Origin of the sequence: Salmonella sp. NW884 (assembly GCF_051700745.1) — a bacterium.
In the GTDB taxonomy this organism is placed as follows: domain Bacteria; phylum Pseudomonadota; class Gammaproteobacteria; order Enterobacterales; family Enterobacteriaceae; genus Salmonella; species Salmonella enterica.
On the sequence record NZ_JAMMDE010000003.1, the window covers coordinates 424,873 to 445,877 of the forward strand.

18 protein-coding genes, 7 tRNA genes and 1 pseudogene are annotated in these 21,005 nt (G+C 53.2%); 6 read left to right on the forward strand and 20 right to left on the reverse strand.

Annotated elements, in window-relative coordinates; translation table 11 throughout:
* Positions 1–3 precede the first annotated feature (3 nt).
* The 5 genes from NA197_RS10120 to NA197_RS10140 all read left to right on the forward strand — a co-directional run bounded on the left by NA197_RS10120 (position 4) and on the right by NA197_RS10140 (position 5,099).
* Positions 4–345: a UxaA family hydrolase gene (locus tag NA197_RS10120; RefSeq protein WP_001574029.1), complete on the forward strand. Its 342-nt coding sequence runs from the start codon at positions 4–6 to the stop codon at positions 343–345.
* Between the two features lie 16 nt (positions 346–361).
* Positions 362–1,534: a UxaA family hydrolase gene (locus tag NA197_RS10125; protein ID WP_001675440.1), complete on the forward strand. Its 1,173-nt coding sequence runs from the start codon at positions 362–364 to the stop codon at positions 1,532–1,534.
* A 49-nt stretch (positions 1,535–1,583) separates the two neighbouring features.
* Positions 1,584–2,537, forward strand: a complete 954-nt coding sequence (locus NA197_RS10130; RefSeq protein WP_000694477.1) for a 2-keto-3-deoxygluconate permease — start codon at positions 1,584–1,586, stop codon at positions 2,535–2,537.
* A gap of 67 nt (positions 2,538–2,604) precedes the next feature.
* Positions 2,605–4,533 carry a sigma-54 interaction domain-containing protein gene (locus NA197_RS10135; protein WP_023227398.1) on the forward strand — a complete coding sequence of 643 codons (1,929 nt, stop codon included), beginning with the start codon at positions 2,605–2,607 and terminating at the stop codon, positions 4,531–4,533.
* 92 nt (positions 4,534–4,625) lie between these two features.
* On the forward strand, positions 4,626–5,099 hold the full coding sequence (locus NA197_RS10140; RefSeq protein ID WP_001044884.1) for a zinc ribbon-containing protein: 474 nt from the start codon (positions 4,626–4,628) through the stop codon (positions 5,097–5,099).
* A 56-nt stretch (positions 5,100–5,155) separates the two neighbouring features.
* On the opposite strand, the pseudogene NA197_RS10145 reads toward NA197_RS10140, so the two are convergent.
* From NA197_RS10145 to miaB, 11 genes and pseudogenes are all read right to left on the reverse strand, one after another.
* Positions 5,156–5,518: pseudogene (locus NA197_RS10145) on the reverse strand (hypothetical protein); the annotation flags it as partial.
* A 31-nt stretch (positions 5,519–5,549) separates the two neighbouring features.
* Positions 5,550–6,485, reverse strand: coding sequence for a pyrimidine-specific ribonucleoside hydrolase RihA (gene rihA, locus NA197_RS10150; protein WP_023227400.1), 936 nt, complete (start codon positions 6,483–6,485; stop codon positions 5,550–5,552).
* Between the two features lie 116 nt (positions 6,486–6,601).
* Entirely contained in the window at positions 6,602–7,327 is a 726-nt protein-coding gene (gltL, locus tag NA197_RS10155; RefSeq protein ID WP_000631369.1) for a glutamate/aspartate ABC transporter ATP-binding protein GltL, read from the reverse strand.
* The gene (gene gltK / locus NA197_RS10160; RefSeq protein WP_000272799.1) at positions 7,327–8,001 is read right to left on the reverse strand and encodes a glutamate/aspartate ABC transporter permease GltK; all 675 of its coding nucleotides are present in this window, start codon (positions 7,999–8,001) and stop codon (positions 7,327–7,329) included. Before gltK ends, gltL begins: the two co-directional genes overlap by 1 nt.
* On the reverse strand, positions 8,001–8,741 hold the full coding sequence (gene gltJ, locus NA197_RS10165) for a glutamate/aspartate ABC transporter permease GltJ (RefSeq protein WP_000020930.1): 741 nt from the start codon (positions 8,739–8,741) through the stop codon (positions 8,001–8,003). The genes gltK and gltJ overlap by 1 nt, the downstream gene beginning before the upstream one ends.
* Positions 8,742–8,900: 159 nt before the next feature.
* Complete coding sequence (locus tag NA197_RS10170; RefSeq protein ID WP_001518176.1) at positions 8,901–9,809, reverse strand: amino acid ABC transporter substrate-binding protein; 909 nt, start codon at positions 9,807–9,809, stop codon at positions 8,901–8,903.
* Positions 9,810–10,163: 354 nt separating this feature from the next.
* Positions 10,164–11,702: an apolipoprotein N-acyltransferase gene (lnt, locus tag NA197_RS10175; protein WP_064043004.1), complete on the reverse strand. Its 1,539-nt coding sequence runs from the start codon at positions 11,700–11,702 to the stop codon at positions 10,164–10,166.
* 19 nt (positions 11,703–11,721) lie between these two features.
* Positions 11,722–12,600 (reverse strand): CNNM family magnesium/cobalt transport protein CorC, encoded by an 879-nt coding sequence (corC, locus tag NA197_RS10180; RefSeq protein ID WP_064043003.1) that lies wholly within the window; start codon positions 12,598–12,600, stop codon positions 11,722–11,724.
* Between the two features lie 157 nt (positions 12,601–12,757).
* Positions 12,758–13,231: an rRNA maturation RNase YbeY gene (ybeY, locus tag NA197_RS10185; protein ID WP_000084477.1), complete on the reverse strand. Its 474-nt coding sequence runs from the start codon at positions 13,229–13,231 to the stop codon at positions 12,758–12,760.
* Complete coding sequence (locus NA197_RS10190) at positions 13,228–14,274, reverse strand: PhoH family protein (protein WP_001018045.1); 1,047 nt, start codon at positions 14,272–14,274, stop codon at positions 13,228–13,230. Before NA197_RS10190 ends, ybeY begins: the two co-directional genes overlap by 4 nt.
* 204 nt (positions 14,275–14,478) lie before the next feature.
* Positions 14,479–15,903, reverse strand: a complete 1,425-nt coding sequence (gene miaB / locus NA197_RS10195) for a tRNA (N6-isopentenyl adenosine(37)-C2)-methylthiotransferase MiaB (RefSeq protein WP_001519200.1) — start codon at positions 15,901–15,903, stop codon at positions 14,479–14,481.
* 143 nt (positions 15,904–16,046) lie between these two features.
* Here miaB and ubiF point away from each other — a divergent pair, with 143 nt between their 5' ends.
* A complete protein-coding gene (gene ubiF / locus NA197_RS10200) occupies positions 16,047–17,222 on the forward strand; it encodes a 3-demethoxyubiquinol 3-hydroxylase (protein WP_064043537.1) in 1,176 nt (391 codons plus the stop codon).
* Positions 17,223–17,338: 116 nt separating this feature from the next.
* Here ubiF and NA197_RS10205 read toward each other — a convergent pair.
* From NA197_RS10205 to nagD, 9 genes are all read right to left on the reverse strand, one after another.
* Positions 17,339–17,413, reverse strand: a tRNA-Gln gene (locus NA197_RS10205).
* Between the two features lie 43 nt (positions 17,414–17,456).
* Positions 17,457–17,531: transfer RNA gene (locus NA197_RS10210), tRNA-Gln, on the reverse strand.
* 46 nt (positions 17,532–17,577) lie between these two features.
* A tRNA-Met gene (locus NA197_RS10215) sits at positions 17,578–17,654 on the reverse strand.
* Between the two features lie 15 nt (positions 17,655–17,669).
* Positions 17,670–17,744 (reverse strand) — tRNA-Gln (locus tag NA197_RS10220).
* A gap of 35 nt (positions 17,745–17,779) precedes the next feature.
* Positions 17,780–17,854: transfer RNA gene (locus tag NA197_RS10225), tRNA-Gln, on the reverse strand.
* 23 nt (positions 17,855–17,877) lie between these two features.
* Positions 17,878–17,962 (reverse strand) — tRNA-Leu (locus NA197_RS10230).
* An 8-nt stretch (positions 17,963–17,970) separates the two neighbouring features.
* Positions 17,971–18,047: transfer RNA gene (locus NA197_RS10235), tRNA-Met, on the reverse strand.
* A gap of 221 nt (positions 18,048–18,268) precedes the next feature.
* The gene (asnB, locus tag NA197_RS10240) at positions 18,269–19,933 is read right to left on the reverse strand and encodes an asparagine synthase B (protein ID WP_000337025.1); all 1,665 of its coding nucleotides are present in this window, start codon (positions 19,931–19,933) and stop codon (positions 18,269–18,271) included.
* 289 nt (positions 19,934–20,222) lie between these two features.
* Complete coding sequence (nagD, locus tag NA197_RS10245; RefSeq protein WP_000153142.1) at positions 20,223–20,975, reverse strand: ribonucleotide monophosphatase NagD; 753 nt, start codon at positions 20,973–20,975, stop codon at positions 20,223–20,225.
* Between the last annotated feature and the right edge of the window lie 30 nt (positions 20,976–21,005).

Sequence of the window (21,005 nt, forward strand, 5' to 3'; positions counted from 1 at the left end):
AAAGTGGCACGTCTTTTGATTAGGGAAGACAGGACTAAAGCAAAGGAGTTAATCGTGAAAAAAAATGCAGTGGTGATTCACCCTCAGGATTGCGTCGCGACGGCTATTACGGCGCTCAAGGCCGGCGAAACCGCCACAATGTTCATTGGCGAACGCGAGATAAGCGTTGTGTTACATCAGGATGTGCCATTTGGCCACAAATTCGCCATCTGCGATGTGCCTTTTCATGGCGAAGTTTATAAATATGGCGAATCTATTGGCCGCGCCACTCAGGAAATAAAAAGTGGCGACTATGTGCACGTCCACAATGTGGAAAGCGAACGCGGACGTGGTGACTGGAAATAATATAAAACAAGGGAAAATGATTATGAGCAATGAGACTTTTTTGGGTTTCCGCCGCCCTGACGGCCGTTTTGGCATCCGTAATTATGTACTGATTTTACCTACCAGCGTTTGTGCGAATAAAGTTGCCCGGGATATTGCCCGGCAGGTAAAAGGCGCGACATGGGTGAATAACGATTTTGGCTGCTGCCAGGTAGCAGGCGATGCGCGTCTGACGGAAAAGACATTGATTAATGTGGCGAATAATCCCAACGTCGGCGCTATTGTGGTTGTGGGCTTAGGCTGTGAAGGCGCGGAGCCGCTGCGCATCGCAGAAGAGATTACCGCATTTGGCAAACCGACTTCCTGCATTACCATTCAGGAAGAGGGCGGCACGCTTAAATGTCAGGCCAGGGGGATTTCGCTGGCCCGCGACTATGCGCAACAACTCTCCATGCAAAAACCGCAGCAAGCGCCGGTTAGCGAGCTGCTGCTGGCGATGGAGTGCGGCGGGTCAGATACGACATCGGGGCTGGCGTCTAACCCTTCCTGCGGGGTCGCCTCGGATAAGCTGATACGCTGTGGCGGAAGCTCAATTCTTTCTGAAACGACGGAATTTATTGGCGCCGAGCATGTGATGGCGAAACGCGCGGTGACGCCGGAGGTTGGTCAACAGCTCATTGATTTAGTGGTCGGCTGCGAGGCGCGAGCAAAAGCGCTGGGCGAGGATATTCGCGGGGGACAGCCGACGCCGGGCAATATTAAAGGCGGGCTGACTACCATTGAAGAAAAATCGTTAGGCTGTATGCATAAAGCAGGTCATGCGCCGCTACAGGGCGTACTGGAATATGCCGATAGCCCAACGCATCCTGGCCTGTGGATTATGGATACCCCGGGGCAGGATATTGAATCTATTTCCGGCATGGTGGCGGGTGGAGCGCAGATCGTTATTTTTACTACCGGTCGCGGAACGCCTGCCGGTAACCCAATAGCGCCGGTAATAAAAATTACGGGTAATAAAGCAACGTGGGAAATGATGCAGGACAATATTGATATTGATGTGTCCGCCATTATGTCTGGCGAGGCTTCTATTACGCAAATGGGCGAGGAAATTTATCAGGAAATTTTACGCGTCGCGAATGGGAAAACGACTAAATCAGAAGATTTAGGTCATAACGAATTCTCTATTTATAAGATCGCGCCGACGTTCTGATACCAAATCGGGCAGCACAAGCTGTCCGGTTATCTCCTGGGAATAAGCTATGAAAATTAAAAAAACACTGGAACGTTTTCCTGGTGGTATGATGGTTGTACCGCTGATCATCGGCGCATTGTTTAAAACCTTTGCGCCGGAGGCGCTGGAAATAGGCGGTTTTGTCACCTCTATTTCGCATGGCGCAATGGCGATTTTAGGCATGTTTTTAGTCTGTATGGGCGCGGATATCCAGTTTAAAGCCGCGCCGAAAGCGTTGAAAAAAGGCGCTGCGATCACCTTTGCGAAATTTGCCAGCGGCGTGATTATTGGCATTCTGGTCGGGAAATTTTGCGGCCCGGATGGGTTATTAGGTCTGTCGGCTTTAGCGATTATTTCGGCGATGACCAACTCGAACAGTGGGTTATATGCCGCGTTGGTGGGGGAGTACGGCGATGAAACCGACGGCGGCGCGATTGCGGTAATATCGTTGAACGATGGTCCCTTTTTCACCATGCTGGCGTTAGGGTCGGCAGGCATGGTGTCGATACCCTTTATGAATCTGGTGGCGGTTATTATTCCCATTATCATTGGCATGATTTTGGGCAATCTGGATGAGGACATGCGCAAGTTTCTTAAACAGGGCAGCGTGGTAACGATTCCCTTTTTTGCCTTTGGGTTAGGATACGGTATTGATTTTGCACGACTTATCACGGCAGGCTCTTCAGGCATTTTACTGGGACTCATGACGGTGGCGATTGGCGGATTTTTTAATATTTTCGCCGATCGTCTGACGGGAGGCAGCGGCGTGGCAGGCGCGGCGGTATCCACCACCTCTGGCAACGCCGTCGCGACGCCAGCGGCAATCGCGCTGCTCGATCCGCATTTTACCGACCTGGCGTCGACGGCGGCGGCACAGGTGGCGGCCTCGACGATTATTACCGCTCTGTGCGCCCCCTTCCTGACCGTATGGATAAAAAAACGCTACGATCGTAAACTGAACCCAGCCGCCGCAGGCGGTTAGCGTTTCGGCGGAAAATAAATCACGACGGGCGGTCTCGCCCGTTCATAAACCAACAGGATGGTGAGTGATGAATAAGACGAAAGATATAGCCGCATCTCCTCTCTGTTTTGTCTCTCCTTACCCGCAACTGGCAAAGGCTGCCGAGGCGCTGGTCGCGCAGTTGGATTACGCCGTCACTATTCATCAAACGACGCTTAATCGTATCCTGGATGAGCTACCTTTATTAGAGTCCCGTGGGCACCAAGTACTGATTAGTCGTGGCGGATGTGCGGAAATATTAAAAAAGCACAGTAAATTACCGGTAGTCGAAATTAAAATGTCCGGCTACGACATTCTTGATGCGCTTATCCCTTTTAAAGGACAAAAAGGCACTGTCGGTATTGTCGGCTTTTCCAGTGTGATCAAAGGATGCGCGCGCGTAGCGGAACAGTTAAATATTAACTATAAAATTTTTACCTTACAGGGAAATGATAAAGAAACGATTTCTTGCCTGAAGCGGCAATTAGCGTCCACGCCATTAGATTGCATTGTTGGCGATACCGTTTGTCAGGATTATTTTTCACCGCTGGGCTCGCAATTCCGTTTACTTGATTCCAGCCCCGCCTCAATAACCGAAGCTCTGGAAGAAGCCCGCTCATTATATCTGGCTTTTCGCAGCCAATTACTCGAGCGTCATCATCTGCAGCTGATTCTCGATCAGTTTGATAAAGCTGTTATCACGCTTGATGATACCGGCGCGTTACTGCATTACAATAAATATGCGAGCCAACTTTTTAAAATTAACGCCTCCGGTGAGATTTATGACGCGTCTTTTCTGAAACAGGTATTGCTCCAGGAGCGGCATACATTACGTGAGGGAAAAACCGTCAGCGCGAAAGTCGTCGATACGCCGCAAGGCGCGATGGTGGTTAATCTGTATCCGGTATTTGCGGCCAGACAGTTAAGCCGGGTAGTGTTGACGATGCAAACCGTCTCCAGTTTACAGGGGGCGGAACATCATGTTCGCCGCCAGGAGCTGTCTCGCCGTGGCTTGAGCGCCCGCTATCATTTCGACGATCTGCTTACCGAAAACCCGGAAATGCTGCGTCGTCTGGCGATCATTAAAAATTATGCCGATACGGACGCGACTATCTTAATTAATGGCGAAAGCGGGACGGGAAAAGAGGTGCTGGCGCAAAGTATTCATAATGCCAGCCAACGCGTCAACGGCCCGTTTGTCGCCATTAACTGCGGCGCGATGGCCCCTCAGATTCTGGAGAGCGAACTCTTTGGCTATGTCGCCGGCGCATTTACCGGCGCGTCGCCGAAAGGCAAAATAGGCCTGTTTGAATTAGCGCACCACGGTACCATTTTTCTGGATGAGATTAGCGAGCTGGATAAACCGCTACAGACGCGCTTATTACGGGTATTGCAGGAGCGGCAGATTATGCGGCTGGGCTCAGACCAGATGATACCTGTTGATATTCGCGTGATTGCGGCGACCAATCAGACGTTAACGAAGCTCATTGCGGATGGGGCATTTCGCGAAGATCTTTACTATCGGCTTAACGTATTAAAAGTGACCACCATCCCGCTACGCAAACGTCCGGAGGATATCAAAGCCATCGGCCTGTCGCTGCTTACTAGTTTCAGCCAGCATTATAAACGCCCGGCACTAACGTTAACCCCGGCGCTGTGGCAAGAGCTTCAGCGCTTCGCCTGGCCCGGAAACGTCAGGCAGTTAAGCAATATTATCGAACGGCTGGTGCTCTCTATTGATCACTCCCCGGCAACGCTGGATGAGGGACGCCTCTTGCTGGACGATCTGGAAGAGGGGAGCCGACGCGAGCCAAGTACCTGCCACGACTGCCAGATGTTGGCTGGCGATTATAAAACGATTCGCCTGCGTATTTTGAGAAAATTATTAGAGGCGGAAAGGGATAATAAATCGTTAGTGGCGAAACGGTTAAATGTCGATCGTACCTCGCTGACGCGCTGGATACGTGAGTCGGCCTGACAAGAATTTACAGACTCTGTGGGCAGCCTTGCAAAGCGTAACGCAAATAACGTCTATTATTATAGGCAGTTAACGATCCAAGAGGTGAAGTGATGAACAAGGTTGCTCAATATTACCGTGAACTGGTGGCCTCATTAAGCGAGCGTTTACGCAATGGCGAGCGCGACATTGATGCGCTGGTGGAGCAGGCGCGCCAGCGCGTGATGCAAACAGGGGAGTTAACGCGAACCGAGGTGGACGAACTGACGCGCGCTGTCAGACGCGATCTGGAAGAGTTCGCCATGAGCTACGAAGAGAGCCAGGACGATAGCGTCTTCTTACGGGTGATTAAAGAGAGTCTCTGGCAGGAACTGGCGGACATTACCGACAAAACCCAGCTGGAATGGCGCGAGGTATTCCAGGATTTGAATCACCACGGCGTGTATCATAGTGGCGAAGTGGTGGGATTGGGGAATCTGGTGTGCGAGAAATGCCACTATCATCTGGCGGTTTACACGCCGGATGTGTTGCCGCTCTGCCCGAAGTGTGGCCACGATCAGTTCCAGCGCAGGCCGTTTGAGCCGTAAGGTTCATTATCGTGAGCGGACGGTTGCCGTCCGCCATGTTAAGCGTGTAGTTGGGCTTCCAGCCGGTAATAGCCATCGGCAAAGAGTGAAAACAGCGGCGTCAGGGCGGTAAATGCTTCGTTCAACCCGACTCCTGGCTGATTCCACTCGGCAAGTGAGGATAAAAACTGCGCGGCGCCTTCATCATCATTGCTAAAACCGGCATAAACAAATTCTGCACAAGTTGGGCACCAGGCTTCAGTGTAAAAACGAATCAGCGGCGAGCCATGCCAGGAGAGCGTATGAATACCGGCGTAAGAGTCGGGATCGTGGATAACGCAGGGACGAAGCAATGCTTTTCCGTTACGTACTGAAAACGTAATATGGGCTACGTCGTGCTGTAGCAGGCTGATTTCAGGTCTATTGTTACGCCAAAACATCGCTATTCATCCCTGGATTCTACTTTGCGCTTTATGCGTAGTATTGCAGCCGTTCCGCCAGCAAATCGACAAATCCCTGGCGGTCTACATCGACCATCACCGTCGCATTCGGCTTATTCCCCGTCAGGAAATAATAATCCACCACCGTCATCCCCTGGGTGTATTTCCCCTGGGTTTCCACGCCAACCCAACGCTCAACGGTGGTGAAAATCTCGGGTTTCAGCAGCCAGGCGATGGTGCACGGGTCGTGCAGCGGCGCGCCGACAAATCCCCATTTTTCGTCTTTGTGGTACTCCATAAAGAAGTCCAGCAGTTCGGCGACGATGGTGGAAATCGGGTTACCGATGGCGCGAAAGCATTCGATATCGGCGGCGTGAATCTGTGCCTTATGAGTGACGTCCAGCCCGGCCATCACCACCGGAATGCCTGACTGGAAGACAATTTCTGCCGCTTCCGGATCGACGTAAATATTAAATTCCGCAGCGGGCGTCCAGTTACCCAGCGCCATCGCGCCGCCCATGATCACAATGCGGGCGATTTTCGTATGCAGTTCCGGATGGCTATTCAGCAGCAGCGCCACGTTGGTCTGTGGGCCAGTGGAGACGATGGTGACTGGCTGTGAACTTTCACGCAGTGTTTTTGCCATCAGCTCAACGGCAGTGCCGCTTTGCGGGGCGAATGACGGCTCGGGCAGCGCCGGGCCGTCGAGGCCGCTTTCGCCGTGAACGTTATCGGCGATAATCAGTTCGCGCATGAGCGGTTTCACCGCGCCGCCCGCCACCGGAATATCCGGGCGTTTGAGCAGCGTCAGCATCCGCAGCACGTTGCGCAGCGTCTTATCCGGCGTCTGGTTGCCGGCGGAAGAGGTGATCGCTTTCACTTCCAGTTCAGGGGAGGCGAGGGCGAGAACGAGGGCGATCGCGTCATCATGACCCGGATCGCAATCAATAATAATGGGCAGTGCCATTGTGGCTCCTTGTAAGCGGTACTTTGTGACAAGGTTAACGCCCGGCTGGATACGTTTCGAGAAGCGAAGAAGTAAAGCGTGAGATAGCGCGCACTCTGACGTGCGCGCCGGGAAGATTAGTGCAGGATTTTCGCAAGGAAGTCTTTTGCGCGATCGGAACTGGGGTTAGCGAAGAACTCCTCTTTTGGCGAATCTTCGACGATTTTACCTTCATCCATAAAGATCACCCGGTTAGCCACTTTACGGGCAAAGCCCATTTCGTGCGTCACCACCATCATGGTCATCCCTTCGTTCGCCAGCTCGACCATCACGTCCAGTACCTCGTTGATCATTTCCGGATCGAGCGCGGAAGTCGGTTCATCGAATAACATGGCAATGGGGTCCATACATAGCGCGCGGGCGATCGCCACGCGCTGCTGCTGACCGCCGGAAAGCTGCGCCGGGAACTTGTTGGCATGCGCAGACAGGCCAACGCGCTCCAGTAGCTTCAGGCCTTTATCGCGGGCGGCGGCCTTATCGCGTTTCAGCACTTTCACCTGCGCCAGCGTCAGGTTTTCGATGATCGACAGGTGGGGAAACAGCTCGAAGTGCTGGAATACCATGCCCACGCGGGAACGCAGTTTCGCCAGATCGGTTTTTTTGTCGTTCACAATAATGCCGTTAACGGTAATTTCGCCTTTTTGCACCGGTTCCAGACCGTTGACGGTCTTAATCAGCGTGGATTTACCGGAACCCGATGGCCCGCAGACTACCACCACTTCACCTTTTTTCACTTCTGTTGAACAATCGGTCAGCACCTGAAAGTGACCATACCATTTTGAAACATTTTTCAGGGTAATCATTAAACTGTCCTTTTCTTCAAATAGCTGACCAGCAACGACGCGCTCAGGCTGATAACAAAATAAACGGCGCCGGCGAACAGAATCATTTCGACCTGAGTACCGTCACGCTCGCCGATAGTCGACGCGGTGCGGAAGAAGTCCGCTAGGCTGAGTACATAAACTAAAGAGGTGTCCTGAAATAGCACGATGCCCTGCGTAAGCAACAGCGGCACCATCGCCCGAAACGCCTGCGGCAGAATAATGAGCTTCATCGACTGCCAGTGGGTCATCCCCAACGCCAGCGCGGCGCTGGACTGCCCGCGGGAAATACTTTGAATACCGGCGCGAATAATCTCGGAATAGTAGGCCGCTTCAAACATGGAGAATGCCACCATCGCGGAGATCAGGCGGATATCGGTTTTCGGCGATAGTCCCAGCACGTTTTGCAGAAAGCCGGGTACAATCAGATAGAACCACAGCAGCACCATCACCAACGGGATGGAACGGAAAACGTTAACATACGCTTTAGCAAACCAGGCGATAGGGGCAAAGCTTGAGAGGCGCATGACGGCCAGAATGGTTCCCCAGACTATCCCCACGACAACGGCGGTGACGGTGATCTTCAGCGTGATGACCAACCCGGCCAGCAGGTAAGGCAGTGAGGGGATAATCGAACTCCAGTCAAATTCGTACATTATTTGCTCCCCACGTTGCCCGGCAGGCGGACTTTGCGTTCAACCAGGCTCATGACCAGCATGATAACGGCGTTAATCAGCACATAGGCCAGCGTAATGGCGGTGAAGGATTCCCAGGCGTGCGCCGAGTAATCCAACAGTTTGCCTGCCTGCGCCGCCATATCCACCAGGCCGATGGTTGAGGCAATAGCCGAGTTTTTCACCAGGTTCATCATCTCTGACGTCATTGGCGGCACGATAACGCGATAGGCATTCGGCAGCAGGACATAGCGATAAGCCTGCGGCAGCGTTAGCCCCATCGCCAACGCCGCGTTCTTCTGCCCGCGAGGCAGAGACTGAATCGCGGCGCGCACCTGTTCGCAAACGCGGGCGGCGGTAAACAGTCCCAGACAGATCATTGAGGAGAGGAAAAACTGAATATTGGGATCGAGTTCCGCCTTAAACCACATGCCAAGATCTTCCGGCAACAGTTCAGGCACCACCAGGTACCAGGTGAAGAATTGCACGATCAGCGGCACGTTGCGGAACAGTTCTACGTACAATGTGCCCAGTCCGGAGAGGAAACGGTTGGGAACGGTACGTAAAATGCCGAAAATAGATCCTACCAGGAAAGCGATAATCCAGGCGGTAATCGAAAGGGCTACGGTGACCTGAAAACCACTCCATAGCCAGCCGAGATAGGTGGTATTGCCGAAGGGGGCTTCCTGTAAAAAAATACCCCAGTTCCAGTCTATTGACATACATCTACTCCGAAAAAAAAGGGTAGCAGCGCTACCCTCGAAGATTGTTGCCCGGCGATCTGCGGTTTCAGGCCCGATGGGGAACGACCATCAGGCTTATAGTCTGTCCGTGCTGAGCGACAATCGAGAGGACAGGAGTCCCGTCCCATTTAGTTTTAGTTAGTTAAGCGCTTTATCATTCGGTGCTTTGAACAGGGCTTTCATCTCGTCAGACAACTCGAAATTCATGTTCAGGTTTTTCGGTGGGATCGGATTTTTAAACCACTTATCAAACCACTTTTCCGCTTCGCCGGAGGTTTGCGCCTGGGCGATGGTATCGTCCATCAGCTTTTTAAACTCAGGGTCGTTTTTACGCAGCATACAGCCGTAGGCTTCCTGGGACTGCGGTTTACCGACAATCTCCCAGTTATCCGGTTTCTTGGCTTTGGCGCGCTCGCCGGCCAGCAGCGCGTCATCCATCATAAAGGCGACGGCGCGACCGCTTTCCAGGGTGCGGAACGAGTCACCGTGGTCTTTCGCGCTAATAATACGCATCCCCATCTTTTGCTCTTCGTTAAGCTTATGCAGCAGAATTTCAGAGGTCGTCCCGGAGGTGACGACGACCGCTTTGCCTTTCAGATCCGGGAAATCTTTAATATCGCCGCCTTTTTTAGTCAGCAGTCGCGTCCCGACGACGAAAATCGTATCGGAGAAGGCGGCCTGTTTCTGGCGCTCAAGGTTGTTAGTCGTTGAACCACATTCAAAATCGAAGGTTCCGTTTTGCAACAGCGGAATACGGTTTTGCGAGGTGATCGGGATCAGCTTCACCTGCAGATCGGGCTTGTTAAGTTTCTTTTTTACCGCTTCCACAATGGCGTTGGAGTAGTCCTGGGAATAGCCGACCACTTTCTGCTGGTTGTCGTAATAAGAAAAGGGCACAGAAGATTCGCGATGCCCGACGACGATCACGCCATTTTTAGCGATCTTGTCCAGGGTGCTACCAGCGGCAGGCGCGCCATCTTCTGCGTGCGCAAGGCCCGCAGACAGTCCCATGACCAGCATTGCTGTGGTTAGCTTACGTAATTGCATATCCAACTCCTTTATCATCTGCGCCGTCGACGCATTGATAGCTATTGTGATGTTGTTATTGCCTGCAACTTGCGCGTGCAGTGTTATGTGTGTTTGTTAACATTTAGTGTGGCTTGTTGTAAATATTTTGCTGCGATATTGTTTATTTTTGCGAAGTGCGCCGCACCGTTCAGAGGCAAAAATCCTACATTGCACCGTTCAGGTGCTACCGATGATCGATTTTGGTGCGCCCAGGTTGCACAAGCAGCCAGAACAGGTTTGCCATGTTTAACAAAGCAATAGACGTGCCAGAATGAGGGAAAAAGGAGGATTTTCAGGCCGGATAAATGAAGCGCTATCCGGCCTGGGGAGAGATTATTTCCGTCGTTGTCGCAGACTCATCACTACCGCGCCAAAAGCAAACAGCGCGGTCAGTACCCATAGCGGCCAGTTGCCGGTACGGGCATAGGGAGTTAAACCCGTGGTTGGCGTGACATTGGTGGTCAGTACCTGGCGTGTGAACTGCGGGATCATCGCCTGAATTTCGCCCTGCGGGCCAATCACCGCCGTAATACCGTTATTAGTACTGCGCAGTAACGGACGCGCCAGCTCCAGCGAACGCATCCGCGCCATCTGGAAATGTTGCCACGGGCCAATGGACTTACCAAACCAGGCGTCGTTAGAAATCGTCAGCAGGTAGTCGGTGTCCGGGCGGAAGTTATCTCGCACCTGCTCGCCAAGAATAATTTCATAACAGATTGCCGCCGTCAGCTTATAGTCGTGCGCATGTAACTGCGGCTGGATATAAGGGCCGCGGCTAAAGGAGGACATGGGCAGATCGAAGAACGGCGCCAGCGGACGCAGGATAGACTCCAGCGGAACGAACTCGCCAAAGGGCACAAGGTGATTTTTATTGTAGCGATTGGGCGAGTCATAACTGTATGGATTATCCTTGCCCAACGTAATAATCGTATTGTAGGTGTCGTATCGATTCTGTTTATTGAGACGCGCATCGACAATACCGGTGATCAGCGTGCTATTTTTTTCGCGTAACATCTCGTCCAGCGAACGAAGGAAAGGCTGCTGATTGATTTCGAGATCCGGAATCGCCGACTCAGGCCAGATAATAATCTGTGATTTGCCTAACTCTGGGCGAGTTTCGTTGAGATAAATTTTTAGCGTATTCAGTAGCTGGTTTTCGTCCCACTTTAGCGACTGCGGGATATCGCCCTGCACCAGCGATACCCGGGTCGCTTTGGCCGGTTCCAGCGTAAACCACTGGATATAACGTAGCGGAAAGGGCAAAGCAAACAGAATCACGGCGACAGCCAGCGGACGCCAGTTCCGCGTCGCCAGTGCCAGCGCTAACAGGCCGCTGACCATCATCAGCAGGAAGTTGATCGCTTCGACGCCCATTACCGGCGCCAGGCCTTTTAGCGGGCCATCGACCTGACTATAGCCAAATTGCAGCCAGGGGAAGCCGGTCAGCACCCAGCCGCGTAAAAATTCGGTGATTTGCCATACTGCAGGCGCGGCGATAGCGACGCGCAGCCAGTTGGTTTTTGGCCACAGGCGCGACAAAATCCCGGCAAACAGTCCGGTATACAGCGAGAGATAAGCTGCAAGCAGCACCACCAGAAAAACGTTAACCGGGCCCGGCATGCCGCCAAACTGCGCGATACTGACATAAACCCAGTTAATCCCGCTACCGAAAAGTCCGAGTCCCCAGCAATAGCCGATGGCGGCAGACTGGAGCGGGCGGCGATTAAACGTTAAGGCCTGCAGCCCGATAAGCGACACTATCGCTGCGGGCCAGACGTCATACGGAGAGAAAGCCAGTGTTCCGCAGGCGCCGAATAATAACGCCAGCAGCAGGCGAATACGCTGGCGTTCAATTAACGAGGCAAATGCCATTTTTAGTCCACTATTGCTGTTATTCGTCCAGTTTTGGCTGGGGCGAGTCATCCGGGATCCTGACATGCACCTGAATAATACGACGACTATCGGCCATCACCACTTTGAACTGGTAACCATCAATGTCAATGGTTTCGCCGCGGGCCGGTAAATGGCCGAATGCCTGCATCACCAGTCCGCCGATGGTATCGACTTCTTCATCGCTGAAGTGGGTGCCGAAAGCGTCATTGAAGTCTTCAATCGACGCCAGCGCGCGAATCGTCCAGGTATGGCGGCTAAGCTGACGGAAGTCGATATCGTCTTCTTCGTCATACTCATCTTCAATTTCACCGACAATCAGTTCGAGGATGTCTTCGATAGTTACCAGGCCGGAAACGCCGCCAAACTCATCAATCACGATCGCCATATGGTAGCGCTGGGAGCGGAATTCCTTGAGCATACGGTCAACCCGTTTGCTTTCCGGTACGACAACCGCGGGGCGTAACACTTTGTCCATGCTGAAGGCTTCGGCATCGCTGCGCATAAACGGCAGCAAATCTTTGGCCATCAGAATCCCTTCAATGTGATCTTTATCTTCGCTGATCACCGGAAAACGCGAGTGGGCGGACTCGATGATAACATCGAGACATTCGTCCAGCGTCTGGTTGCGTTTCAGGGTAATCATCTGGGAGCGCGGGATCATAATATCGCGAACGCGCTGGTCGGCGATGTCCATTACGCCTTCGAGCATATCGCGCGTATCTTCATCGATAAGCTCGTTCTGCCCGGAATCACGGATCAGCGCCAGCAACTCATCACGGTTTTTAGGTTCACCGTGGAAAAGCTGGCTGAGTAGCAGGGAAAAAAATCCCTTTTTACTGTTTACTGTGTCACTACTGTGTGAATTGTCGTCGCTCATGGCGTCGTATGGGTTCTCATGTTAGTTAATACAAAGCTCGTCATGCGTATACTCAGCTGTGACGGCATGTTTTGCCTGATGGCGCTACGCTTATCAGGGCTACAAAAGGCATGAATGTAGGCCGGATAAGGCGCAAGCGCCGCCATCCGGCAAGCTACTATTCTGCAATCTTCTCGGCAATGTACGGATCCTCATAGCCCATAGCAAGCATAATCTCCGTTTCGAGAGACTCCATCTCTTCTGCTTCGTCATCGTCGATATGATCGTAACCCAGCAAATGCAGGCTACCATGTACGACCATGTGCGCCCAGTGCGCCTCCAGCGGCTTGCTCTGTTCCTGCGCTTCCTGCTCCACGACCTGACGGCAAATAATCAGATCGCCCAGTAGCGGCATTTCAATGCCGGGGGGCGCTTCAAACGGGAAGGAGAGAACATTAGTGGGTTTATCTTTCCCGCGGTATGTCAAATTAAGGTCGTGGCTTTCGGCCTCATCCACCAGACGGATTGTGACTTCCGCCTCTTCCTGAAACTGCGGAATAACGCCGTCCAGCCAGCGTTGAAACTGAGCTTCATCCGGCAGGCCCGCGTGGTTTTCACAGGCCAACTGTAAATCGAGGATCACCTGGCTCATTTCTGTTCCTGCTCCTGGGCTTCACGCTTACGCTCTGCCGCCAACGCCGCTTTGCGTTTTTGTTCGGCCTCTTCCCAGGCTTCATAGGCGTTAACAATGCGGGCAACGACCGGATGGCGCACCACGTCTTCGCTGTGGAAGAAGTTGAAACTGATTTCATCGACTTCCGCCAGCACTTCAATGGCATGACGCAAGCCGGATTTGGTGTTGCGTGGCAGGTCAATCTGCGTCACGTCGCCGGTGATCACCGCTTTCGAGTTAAAGCCGATACGCGTCAGGAACATCTTCATCTGTTCGATAGTGGTGTTCTGGCTTTCATCCAGAATGATAAAGGCGTCGTTTAATGTGCGTCCGCGCATATAGGCCAGCGGCGCGACTTCAATCACATTGCGCTCAATCAGCTTCTCGACTTTTTCAAAGCCGAGCATTTCGAACAGCGCGTCATACAGCGGACGCAGGTATGGGTCCACCTTCTGACTTAAATCGCCTGGCAGAAAGCCGAGTTTTTCGCCCGCTTCCACTGCCGGACGGGTCAGTAGAATACGGCGAATCTCCTGGCGCTCCAGGGCGTCTACCGCAGCGGCGACCGCAAGATAAGTTTTACCGGTACCCGCCGGGCCGACGCCAAAGGTAATATCATGATCGAGAATATTGGCGATGTACTGCGCCTGGTTCGGGGTACGCGGTTTAATCACGCCGCGCTTGGTTTTGATATTAATAGCTTTGCCATAGTCAGGCACGCTTTCCGCGCTCTGTTCCAGCACCCGCGCTTCTTTGATCGCCAGATGAATTTGTTCCGGTTCGATATCCTGAGTCTGGCCGCGCATCGGTGCGGTATCGACATACAGACTTCGCAAAATATCTGTCGCCGCGGTCACGCAAATCGGACGACCGGTCAGTTTAAAGTGATTGTCACGGCGGTTGATTTCAATACCGAGACGACGTTCGAGCTGTTTAATATTGTCATCAAACGGCCCGCAAAGGCTCAACAGACGGGCGTTGTCTGCGGGCTCAAGGGTAATTTCGCGAGTGTCTATATTCAAACTGTTCCTCTTGTGTCTGTATCGCCGGACGCTGAACATTTACCGGCATCTAAGGAAATTATTCACGCCATAGGGAAAAGGCGCAAGCATTGCAATGAAGATGGGGATGAAGAGAGAAAATTGCAAGGCCCGTCGGGCGACAGGCCATGACCAGGAAGCCCGACAGGTGTAGCACCATCGGGCATTATTGCCTTTCCTGCAGGATTAAGGCTGGTAGAATCCTACGCCCAGCTCATTTTCTTTGCGGGTACGGGCAATGACGGACTCCGGCGTTTCGGCGACGCGCAGCCCCATTTCATCTTCGGTACGCACCACTTTTCCGCGCAGGGAGTTCGGATAGACGTCAGTAATTTCCACATCGACAAACTTACCAATCATCTCCGGCGTGCCTTCAAAGTTCACCACCCGATTGTTTTCGGTACGGCCAGACAGTTCCATAATGTTTTTACGTGACGTGCCTTCCACCAGAATGCGCTGTGTCGTGCCGAGCATACGGCGGCTCCATGCCATCGCCTGCTGATTGATACGCTCTTGCAGAATATACAGACGCTGCTTCTTCTCTTCTTCCGGTACGTCATCAACCATATCGGCAGCCGGCGTTCCCGGACGCGCAGAGAAGATAAAGCTGTAGCTCATATCAAAGTTGACGTCAGCGATAAGCTTCATGGTTTTTTCGAAATCATCGGTAGTTTCGCCAGGGAAACCGACGATAAAGTCAGAGCTTATCTGAATGTCCGGCCGCGCCGCGCGCAGTTTACGGATGATTGCTTTATATTCCAGCGCAGTGTGGGTGCGCCCCATCAGATTCAACACGCGATCGGAACCGCTCTGTACCGGCAGATGCAGGAAACTGACCAGTTCCGGCGTATCGCGGTACACCTCGATAATATCGTCGGTGAACTCAATCGGATGGCTGGTGGTAAAGCGAATACGGTCAATGCCGTCGATGGCGGCAACCAGACGCAGCAGATCGGCAAAGGTGCCGGTGGTGCCGTCGTAGTTTTCTCCGCGCCAGGCGTTAACGTTCTGGCCCAGCAGGTTGACCTCACGCACGCCCTGCGCCGCTAGCTGGGCGATTTCGAACAGGATATCGTCTGAGGGACGGCTGACTTCTTCACCGCGGGTATACGGCACCACGCAGTAAGTACAATATTTATTGCAGCCTTCCATGATAGAAACAAACGCGGTCGGGCCTTCTGCGCGCGGTTCCGGCAAACGGTCGAACTTCTCGATTTCCGGGAAGCTGATATCGACCACCGGGCTACGGTCGCCACGCACGGAGTTAATCATCTCCGGCAGGCGGTGTAAGGTTTGCGGGCCAAAAATAATGTCGACGTAATGGGCGCGTTGACGAATGTGCTCGCCTTCCTGGGAAGCCACGCAGCCGCCGACGCCGATAATCAGATCGGGATTTTTCTCTTTTAACAGTCTCCAGCGACCTAATTGATGGAAGACTTTTTCCTGAGCCTTCTCGCGGATTGAGCAGGTATTCAACAGCAGCACATCCGCCTCTTCCGCCACGTCGGTCAGTTGATAGCCGTGGGTGGCGTCCAGCAGATCGGCCATCTTCGATGAATCGTACTCGTTCATCTGACAGCCCCAGGTTTTAATATGGAGTTTTTTAGTCATCGACTTGCTCTTGCGAAATAGTGGCTGAAAAGCAGGGCGCATAGTGTAATGCTTTGGCGCGGTTGTGACCAGTATGACTGACGTCAGCCCTAATGGGTAAAAAATCCTGTAAACTTGTCTAAAACGTAACAGGATGAATGACCATGACAAATCAACCAACGGAAATTGCCATTGTCGGCGGGGGAATGGTCGGCGGCGCGCTGGCGCTGGGTCTGGCGCAGCAAGGGTTTACGGTGATGGTAATAGAACATGCCGCGCCTGCGCCGTTTGTGGCTGACAGTCAGCCTGACGTGCGGATTTCGGCCATTAGCGCGGCATCCGTGGCGCTGCTCAAGGGACTGGGCGTTTGGGAGGCGGTGCAGGGGATGCGTAGCCATCCTTATCGGCGACTGGAGACCTGGGAGTGGGAAAACGCCCATGTGGTGTTCGACGCCGCTGAACTCAAGCTGCCGCTGTTAGGCTATATGGTAGAGAACAACGTCCTGCAACAGGCGCTGTGGCAGGCGCTGGAAACGCACCCCGGCGTGACGCTGCGCGTTCCGGCTTCACTGGCGGCATTGCACCGCCGCCACGATGGTTATGCGCTGGAACTGGCCGACGGCGAATGGGTAACGCCGAAGTTAGTGATTGGCGCCGACGGCGCGAATTCGCAGGTTCGGCAAATGGCGGGAATTGGCATTCATGCCTGGCAATATGCGCAGTCGTGTATGCTTATCACCGTCAAGTGTGAAAATGCGCCAGGCGACAGCACCTGGCAGCAGTTTACGCCAACGGGACCGCGCGCCTTTTTGCCGCTGTTCGACGATTGGGCGTCGCTGGTGTGGTATGACGCTCCGGCACGTATTCGCCAGCTACAGAGTTTATCGATGACGCAATTGCAGGTGGAAATTAACCAGCACTTTCCGGCGCGTCTGGGGGCGGTGATGCCTGTCGCGGCGGGCGCGTTTCCGCTAACCCGTCGTCACGCGTTGCAGTATGCGCAACCGGGGCTGGCGCTGGTAGGCGACGCGGCGCATACCATTCATCCGCTGGCCGGGCAGGGCGTCAACCTGGGGTATCGGGATGTTGATGCGTTGATTGATGTGCTGGCGAGTGCCCGTAGCTATGGCGAGTCCTGGGCCAGCCATTCGGTGTTGAAACGCTATCAGACGCGGCGCATGGCAGATAATTTTATGATGCAAAGTGGAATGGATCTGTTTTATGCCGGGTTCAGCAATGAACTGCCGCCGCTGCGTATTTTACGCAATATGGGGCTGATGGCGGCGCAGCGCGCAGGCGTGCTAAAACGTCAGGCGCTGAAGTATGCGTTGGGGTTGTAGTTTGTGTTATACCTTACCCGGCCTGTATTCGCCCGTAGGCCTGATAAGCGTAGCGCCATCAGGCAGTCCGAATTGCCAGAAAAGCAAAAAGCTCGCCGAAGCGAGCTTTTTAAAGGTGGCTGGGGTACGAGGATTCGAACCTCGGAATGCCGGAATCAGAATCCGGTGCCTTACCGCTTGGCGATACCCCAATTGTCGTACTTCTTGCGCTCGTTAGTAGAGCGTCTTTAAAACTGGCTGGGGTACGAGGATTCGAACCTCGGAATGCCGGAATCAGAATCCGGTGCCTTACCGCTTGGCGATACCCCAACAAATTATTTTCGAACCGGTCGAATACCTCGACGCGTTCTGAATATGGTGGCTACGACGGGATTCGAACCTGTGACCCCATCATTATGAGTGATGTGCTCTAACCAACTGAGCTACGTAGCCAGATGATTTCTTCGATGGCTGGGGTACCTGGATTCGAACCAGGGAATGCCGGTATCAAAAACCGGTGCCTTACCGCTTGGCGATACCCCAATACCGTCGCGGTGAACCGCAAACTCGAAGAAATATGGCTGGGGTACCTGGATTCGAACCAGGGAATGCCGGTATCAAAAACCGGTGCCTTACCGCTTGGCGATACCCCATCCGTACAACGCTTATCGGTGAATGGTGCGGGAGGCGAGACTTGAACTCGCACACCTTGCGGCGCCAGAACCTAAATCTGGTGCGTCTACCAATTTCGCCACTCCCGCAAAAAAGATGGTGGCTACGACGGGATTCGAACCTGTGACCCCATCATTATGAGTGATGTGCTCTAACCAACTGAGCTACGTAGCCATCTTTTTTCGCGTTACCTTATCGGCGTTGCGGGGCGCATTATGCGTATTGAGCCTTGAAGCGTCAACCTCTTTTTCATCGAAAAACGACGGAAAGTGTCTGTTTGGTTAGGTTGCGAACAGCGTGGCGCAATATTCGGCAATTATTGGTTATTAATCGTTTTTCCGAAAGTGGGTTGCTATAAAAAAAGAGCCCCTAGGGGCTCTTTCGTCATCGTTAATTTACTGGTACGCCGACTGATGCACGCCGACCGCGCGGCCTGACGGGTCATCCATCGTTTTGAATGCTTCATCCCACTCAATGGCTTTGGCGGAAGAACAGGCGACGGACGGGCCGCCGGGTACGCATTCCGCCGCGCTCGGCACCGGGAACAGCTCTTCAAAAATTTCCCGGTACAGATACGCCTCTTTAGACGACGGCGTGTTGTATGGAAAGCGGAAGCGGGCGGTTTCCAGTTGTTGATCGGAAATCTGTTTCGCCGCCACCTCTTTCAGCGTATCAATCCAGCTGTAGCCTACGCCGTCAGAGAACTGCTCTTTCTGACGCCACGCCACGCTTGCTGGCAGATAAGACTCGAAGCACTCGCGCAGCACGTGTTTTTCCATCTTGCCGTTGCCGCACATTTTATCCTGTGGGTTGATACGCATCGCCACGTCGAGGAATTTTTTATCCAGGAACGGTACGCGCGCTTCCACGCCCCAGGCGGACATCGCTTTGTTGGCGCGGGCGCAGTCATACATATGCAGCGCCTGTAGCTTACGGACCGTCTCTTCATGTAACTCTTTGGCGTTCGGCGCTTTATGGAAGTACAGGTAGCCGCCAAACACCTCATCGGAACCTTCGCCGGAGAGCACCATTTTGATGCCCATCGCTTTGATCTTACGCGACATCAGATACATTGGCGTTGAGGCGCGGATAGTGGTTACGTCATAGGTTTCAATGTGGTAAATCACGTCGCGAATCGCATCCAGACCCTCCTGGACGGTGAAGTGAATTTCATGATGCACGGTGCCGAGGTGGTTAGCCACTTCCTGGGCCGCCTTCAGGTCAGGCGAACCTTCCAGACCTACCGCAAAAGAGTGCAACTGTGGCCACCAGGCTTCGGAGCGCTCCTGATCTTCGACGCGACGGGCGGCGAATTTTTTGGTGATTGCCGAGATAACCGACGAGTCCAGGCCGCCGGAGAGCAGTACGCCGTAGGGCACGTCGGACATCAGGTGGCTTTTCACGGATTCTTCCAGCGCCTGACGCAGCGCGTTTTTGTCGGTGACGTTATCTTTTACCGCATCGTAATCGAACCAGTCGCGCTGATAGTACTGACGAATTTCGCCGTCTTTGCTCCACAGGTAGCTGCCCGCCGGGAACTCTTTAATGGTGCGGCAGACCGGGGTCAGCGCTTTCATTTCTGACGCTACGTAGAAGTTGCCGAATTCGTCATAGCCCATGTAGAGCGGAATAATACCGATATGGTCACGACCAATCAGATAAGCGTCTTTTTCGCTGTCATACAGGGCGAAGGCGAACATCCCCTGTAAATCGTCAAGGAAATCCGGCCCTTTTTCCTGATATAGCGCGAGAATAACTTCGCAGTCGGAGCCAGTCTGGAACGCGTAACGATCGCCATACTCCGCGCGTAACGTCTGATGGTTATAAATTTCACCGTTCACCGCCAGCACGTGAGTTTTCTTAGCGTTATACAGGGGCTGGGCGCCGGCGTTAACATCAACAATCGACAAGCGTTCATGTGCGAGAATCGCGTTATCGCAAGCGTAGATGCCGGACCAGTCCGGGCCGCGATGGCGCATCAGGCGTGACAATTCAAGGGCTTTTTTACGCAGTTCCGCTGCATCTGTTTTGATATCGAATACGCCGAAAATAGAACACATAGCCTTCTCCGTTAATCTGTTGCGTCGTACTTTTTGTGTTTGCTTGACTAAAAAATGCCGCAAAGGCGTGGAAGGCGCAAGGGGATTACGGTCTGAAAAATGAAAAATGCAATCGTCATTGTTGATTAGTGAAAAATGATTACATATTGCGCGGATTTATTGATGGATCTTCAGTTTTATCGTGGTTTAATTGAATTATGTTTTTCCTGATGACGTTTCGCTTATCAGGCCTACAATGTTGTTCGAACCGTAGGCCTGAAAGCGGCGCGTCATCGGGCAGGGGACAGGTTTAGATAACGTCTATCTCGGCGACGGAAGGGTAAATCCAGCTTGGGCGGAACGGCATACTGTCAATATCATCGATCGTTGATACGCCAGAAAGCACCAGAATGGTCTCCAGACCGGCCTGGAACCCCGCCAGAATGTCAGTGCGCAGGTTGTCGCCGACGATAACGGTCTCTTCCGAGTGCGCCTGCATTTTGTTTAACGCCGCGCGGATGATCCACGGGCTGGGTTTGCCGACATAAAACGGCTTCCGGCCGGAAATTTTTTCAATGCCTGCGCACAGCGCGCCGCAGGCCGGATAAAAGCCGCGACCGTGGGTATCCGGGTTAGTGGCGATAAAGCGCGCGCCATTGGCGACGAAAAATGCTGCTTTATGCATCATGTCCCAGTTGTAGGAGCGGGTTTCTCCAACGATGACAAAATCAGGGTTCACATCGGTAATGGTAAACCCCGCTTTATAGAGCTCGTGAATGAGCGCGCCTTCGCCCACGACATACGCTTTCTTACCTTCCTGACGGCGCAGAAAATCGGCTGTCGCCATTGCTGAAGTATAAAACACGCTGTCCGGCACGTTAACGCCAGCGGTAGCAAAACGGTTCGCCAGATCCTGGCCGGTTTGCGACGGGTAATTGGTCAGCAGCACCAGCGGCAGACCTTTTTCCAGAATCCCCGTCAGAAATTCCGCCGCACCGGGTACGGCTACGTTGTCGTGCATCAGCACGCCGTCGATATCGCAGATTACATTCTTGATGGTCATGAACTACCCAGGGAATTTGTGAATAATCCG